This window comes from Sphingobacterium cavernae, assembly GCF_008520265.1.
Lineage (GTDB): Bacteria > Bacteroidota > Bacteroidia > Sphingobacteriales > Sphingobacteriaceae > Sphingobacterium > Sphingobacterium cavernae.
The window spans coordinates 1-724 of sequence record NZ_VIQM01000017.1 but is presented as its reverse complement, the minus strand read 5'-3'; the positions used below and the strand labels follow the sequence as shown (position 1 = coordinate 724).

The 724-nt window shown below is 42.5% G+C and carries 1 protein-coding gene; it reads left to right on the top strand.

The window, feature by feature from the left end:
- Positions 1 to 246: 246 nt before the first annotated feature.
- A partial coding sequence (locus FLS47_RS02080; RefSeq protein WP_262713847.1) for a reverse transcriptase domain-containing protein occupies positions 247 to 724 on the top strand: 478 nt, incomplete at its 3' end.

Sequence of the window (724 nt, the reverse complement as noted above, 5' to 3'; positions counted from 1 at the left end):
TGAGAATTACCTAATGAAGGACAGAATGCAGAAAATTGATAACGTTTATCAACCTGATCACAAAAGAATAGGCCGGAACCCGAATGCTATGTGGGAGGGCAGACTTTTATTAGGATGATTGAAAAGAACCTCACCTATACAAACACAAAAGTAGATGAACTGTTAGAACAACTTCTTGACCGTCAGAACCTAAATGCTATCTATGTACAAGTGGTGGGTAATCGTGGTGCTTGCGGTATCGATAAGATGGGCGTCGAATCCCTTGGAGATTATCTTAGAGAGCATAAGGAGAAACTTTTAACATCCATCAAGCAGGGGAATTATTCTCCTGCACCGGTAAGACGTGTCGAAATTCCCAAAGAGAATGGGTCAAAACGAATGCTGGGCATCCCCACAGTAGTTGATCGGCTCATCCAGCAGGGCATTAGTCAAATCCTAACACCAATCTACGAACCTGAATTCAGTGACCACAGTTACGGTTTTCGTCCGGGTCGCAACGCGCATCAAGCGCTTCTCAAATGCAAGACATACATTCAACAGGGGTATAAGTATTCCGTAGACATGGACTTAGAGAAGCTCTTCGATACGGTGAATCATAGTAAACTGATTGAATTATTATCACGTACGATCAAAGATGGAAGACTGATCTCACTTATCCATCGATACTTGAGAGCAGGTGTAGAAATAAACGGAAGGACTAAAGTAACTACAGAAGGTGTACCTC